This window comes from Mesorhizobium sp. M5C.F.Ca.IN.020.32.2.1 (assembly GCF_004023105.1).
Classification (GTDB): domain Bacteria; phylum Pseudomonadota; class Alphaproteobacteria; order Rhizobiales; family Rhizobiaceae; genus Mesorhizobium; species Mesorhizobium wenxiniae.
This window is the reverse complement of record NZ_RZSX01000609.1, coordinates 1-4035: the sequence shown is the minus strand read 5'-3', so window position 1 is coordinate 4035 and position 4035 is coordinate 1. Positions and strand designations below refer to the sequence as shown.

4 protein-coding genes are annotated in these 4035 nt (G+C 63.3%); 3 read left to right on the top strand and 1 reads right to left on the bottom strand.

Going from position 1 to position 4035, the window contains the following annotated elements:
- Nucleotides 1-93: 93 nt before the first annotated feature.
- The gene (locus tag EOA86_RS25350; RefSeq protein ID WP_127209503.1) at nucleotides 94-1260 is read left to right on the top strand and encodes a pyridoxal phosphate-dependent aminotransferase; all 1167 of its coding nucleotides are present in this window, start codon (nucleotides 94-96) and stop codon (nucleotides 1258-1260) included.
- Nucleotides 1261-1293: 33 nt separating this feature from the next.
- Here EOA86_RS25350 and hemA read toward each other — a convergent pair whose 3' ends face one another.
- Nucleotides 1294-2571: a 5-aminolevulinate synthase gene (gene hemA / locus EOA86_RS25345; protein WP_127209509.1), complete on the bottom strand. Its 1278-nt coding sequence runs from the start codon at nucleotides 2569-2571 to the stop codon at nucleotides 1294-1296.
- Nucleotides 2572-2846: 275 nt separating this feature from the next.
- Here hemA and galE point away from each other — a divergent pair, with 275 nt between their 5' ends.
- Both galE and EOA86_RS25335 read left to right on the top strand, forming a co-directional pair.
- A complete protein-coding gene (galE, locus tag EOA86_RS25340; RefSeq protein WP_128344184.1) occupies nucleotides 2847-3842 on the top strand; it encodes a UDP-glucose 4-epimerase GalE in 996 nt (331 codons plus the stop codon).
- Between the two features lie 102 nt (nucleotides 3843-3944).
- Nucleotides 3945-4035, top strand: a 91-nt coding sequence (locus EOA86_RS25335; protein ID WP_128344182.1) for an FAD-dependent oxidoreductase, incomplete at its 3' end; no start/stop codon positions are given.

Here is a 4035-nt window from a genome sequence, read left to right as displayed (position 1 = left end):
GACCAAAACCCCGGTCGGTTTCGGCCGGGGTTTTCTATTTTCGCCTGTCGTAAAACACGCTAGCTGTCCAGAAGACGGAAAACGGATCCATCCATGACCCTCATCGAGGATTTGCGCGCCGAGGCCCGGGCTGCGCCGGAAAGCGGCATTGTCGCCGTCATGAACCGCGGCCGCGACCGCGACGGCATGATCCCGCTCTGGGCCGGCGAGGGCGACCTGCCGACGCCCGCCTTCATCACCGATGCCGCTGCCCGGGCACTGGCCGGCGGCGAGACCTTCTATACCTGGCAGAAAGGCATCCCCGAACTGAGGCAGGCGCTCGCCCGCTATTACGTCAGGCATTTCGGCAAGAGTTTCGCCGAGGAAGAATTCATCGTCACCGGCTCGGGCATGCATGCCATCCAGCTGGCAATCGATGCCGTCGCCGGGAAGGGGGACGAGGTCGTCTATCTGTCGCCGGCCTGGCCGAATTTCGCCGCAGCCGCCGGCGTGGCGGGCGCCGTCCCGGTCGCTGTCACGCTCGACCAGTCCGGCAATGGCTGGTCCTGCGACGTCGGCAAGATCGAGGCGGCGATCACGCCAAGGACGAAGGCGCTGTTCGTCAACACACCGTCCAATCCGACCGGCTGGACCGCCGACAGGGAGACGCTGCAAGCGATCCTCGACCTCGCCCGCGAAAAGGGCCTGTGGATCATCGCCGATGAGATCTATTCACTGTTCCACTACGGCGACAGTCGCGCGCCGTCCTTCATCGACATCATGGCCGACGAAGATCGCATCCTCTTCGTCAACAGCTTCTCCAAGAACTGGGCGATGACCGGCTGGCGCGTCGGCTGGATCAAGACCCATCCTTCGCTGCAGCAGGTGTTCGAGAACCTGGTCCAGTATTCGACCTCAGGTGTTGCCCAGTTCATGCAGCGAGGCGCGGTCGTCGCGCTCGACGAAGGCGATGCCTTCATCGCTGAGCAGGTGGAGCGGGCAAGGGCTGCGCGCGACCTGGTCTGCGGCATCCTGGCTGCGACCGGCAGGGCACGCTTCACCGTGCCGCAGGGCGCGTTCTATCTGTTCTTCGCGGTCGACGGCATCATCGATTCACGCGCCGCCGCCTTCGACATCGTCGACCGCGCCAATGTCGGTCTGGCACCCGGAACCGCCTTCGGCCCCGGCGGCGAGGCCTTCCTCAGGCTGTGCTTCCACCGCCGCCTCGACCAGCTCGAGGAAGCGGCGCACCGGCTGGCGAAGTGGATGACGAGTATGTGAGTTGCCTTCGATCCCCGAGTTGAAACTCGGGGATCAGCCGCCGGACTTCGGCACCAGCAACGGAATGACGCGGTCGCTTTCCCTCACCGAAGGCCGGCCCGCAGAACCGTAAGAGATACCCAAAGCATCCCAAGTCTCAACCAGCGCATCCTGAAGTTCCGCGATCAGGTGATCCGAATGGAACGGCGACGGCGTAATGCGCAGCCGTTCGGTGCCGCGCGGCACGGTCGGGTAGTTGATCGGCTGGATATAGATGCCGTGGACGCCGAGCAGGCGGTCGCTGGCCATCTTGCAGAGCTCGGGATCGCCGACGAGCAGCGGCACGATGTGGGTAGCGGAGTCCATCACCGGCAGGCCGGCGGCGGTAAGAACCTGCTTGGTCCGCATCGCCTGGCGCTGCTGTGCGTCGCGTTCGGACTGCGAGCGCTTCAGATGGCGGATCGACGTGGTCGCCGCGGCGGCGATGGCCGGCGGCAGCGCCGTGGTGAAAATGAAGCCCGGCGCATAGGAGCGCACGGCATCGATCACCGCATTTGTGCCGGTGATATAGCCGCCGAGCGTGCCGAACGCCTTGGCCAGCGTGCCTTCGATGATGTCGATACGGTCTGCCAGCCCTTCGCGCTCGGTGATGCCGCCGCCGCGCGGTCCATACATCCCGACGGCATGGACCTCGTCGATATAGGTCATGGCGTTGTAGCGCTCGGCAAGATCGACGATCTGCTTGATCGGCGCGATGTCACCATCCATCGAATAGACGCTCTCGAAGACGATCAGCTTGGCGCGTTCGCGGCCTGCCGCCTGCAGCAGGCTTTCAAGATGCGCAACGTCGTTGTGACGAAAGATCTTCTTCTCGGCGCCCGAACGCCGCACGCCCTCGATCATCGAGGCGTGGTTCAACTCGTCCGAGACAATCAGGCAGTTGGGCAGAAGCCGTGCAATGGTCGAGATCGAGGCTTCGTTGGAGACAAAGCCCGAGGTGAAGACGAGTGCGGCTTCCTTGTCGTGCAGGTCGGCCAGTTCCAGTTCGAGCTCGACCAGCGGATTGCTGGTGCCGGAGATGTTGCGGGTGCCACCGGCGCCAGATCCCATCTTGCCGGCGGCGTTCTGCAGCGCAGCGATGACGTCTGGATGCTGGCCCATGCCGAGATAGTCGTTGGAGCACCAGACGGTGATTTCCTGGGCGCGGCCGTTGGCGCGCCAGATGGCGCGTGGGAATTTCCCCACGATGCGCTCGAGGTCGGCGAAGATGCGATAGCGACGCTCTGCGTGGAGCTGGTCGATCGCGTCTTCGAAGAACCGCTGATAGTTCATTTCGGCTTCCCAATTTTTGCGTGGGATCATAATCATTGCCCTATTCGACGTCTACTTGGCCTTTTTGGTCAAAATGCCACGCCCCAAGCCTGTTTCTAACGACCATGGATCATGGCCTATTCCCTTGATGTGGATCAATTTTGTTCAGGACGATGCCACGCGCCGATGAGACTGGTTACCGCAGACACTAATGGTACTAATGGCCTAGTGGCAGGCTTTCCAGTAAGGCGGGTGTTGAGACAGTTTCCGACAAATCTTGAGCAGCGAGGACACGGATGACGGTTTTGGTGACAGGCGGCGCCGGCTATATTGGCAGCCATATGGTCTGGGAGCTGCTGGATGCGGGCGACAGCGTCGTCGTCCTCGACCGGCTTTCGACCGGCTTCGAGTGGGCCGTGGCACCAGAGGCAAAGCTCGTCGCTGGCGATGTCGCCGACAAGGAATTGGTCGGTTCGATCATCCGCGACAATCATGTCGACGCGATCATCCATTTTGCCGGCTCCATCGTAGTTCCCGAATCGGTTGCCGACCCGCTCGGTTATTACGAGAACAACACCTGCAAGACGCGCACGCTGATCGAGACCGCCGTGCGCGAAGGCGTGCCCAATTTCATCTTCTCCTCGACCGCCGCCGTCTATGGCGGCGCCGGGCTGGAGCCGGTGCGTGAAGATGCCCGCCTTGCACCGGAATCGCCCTACGGCCTGTCCAAGCTGATGAGCGAATGGATGCTGCGCGACGCCGCAATTGCCTATGGTTTGCGCTATACGGCGCTGCGCTACTTCAACGTCGCCGGCGCCGACCCGAAGGGCCGCACCGGCCAGTCGACGCCTGGCGCCACGCATCTGATCAAGGTCGCCTGCGAGACGGCGCTCGGCAAGCGACCCCTTATGCAGGTGTTCGGAACCGACTATCCGACGCCAGACGGCACCTGCATGCGCGACTACATACATGTCAGCGATCTGGCGGTGGCGCATCGGCTGGCGCTGGAACGCCTGCGCGCCGGCGGGACAAGTCTCGTCGCCAATTGCGGCTACAGCCACGGCTATTCGGTGCTCGAGGTGATCGACAGCGTGCGGCGCGTCTTTGGTCACGATTTCGAGGTGCGGATGGGCGAGCGCCGTCCGGGCGACGCCGCGGCGGTAGTCGCGAATTCGGAGCTGGCGCGCCGCGAACTCGGCTGGACGCCGCAACGCGACGACCTCGACCTGATCGTCGCCGACGCGCTGGCCTGGGAGCGCATTCTGACCGGCAAGAATTCGTCGCGGGGCTGAGACCAAGTTCTTAGCTCGAAAGCTCCACGCAGAAGCGCTATTGAAGGAGCTGCGCGGCGAAGCGTGGATGCATTTGGCCGCGTGTGACCTTTGGGGGGCGGCATGAGAATATTGGTGCTTGGGGCCGGTGTCGTCGGCACTGCAGCCGCCTATTATCTGGCGAGCGACGGCCACGAGGTGACCGTGATCGAGC

Excerpts from the sequence above, each read along its gene's own strand:
- EOA86_RS25350 (WP_127209503.1), top strand. The coding sequence starts at position 94 with ATGACCCTCATCGAGGATTTGCGCGCCGAGGCCCGGGCTGCGCCGGAA.
- hemA (WP_127209509.1), bottom strand. The coding sequence starts at position 2,571 with ATGAACTATCAGCGGTTCTTCGAAGACGCGATCGACCAGCTCCACGCA.
- galE (WP_128344184.1), top strand. The coding sequence starts at position 2,847 with ATGACGGTTTTGGTGACAGGCGGCGCCGGCTATATTGGCAGCCATATG.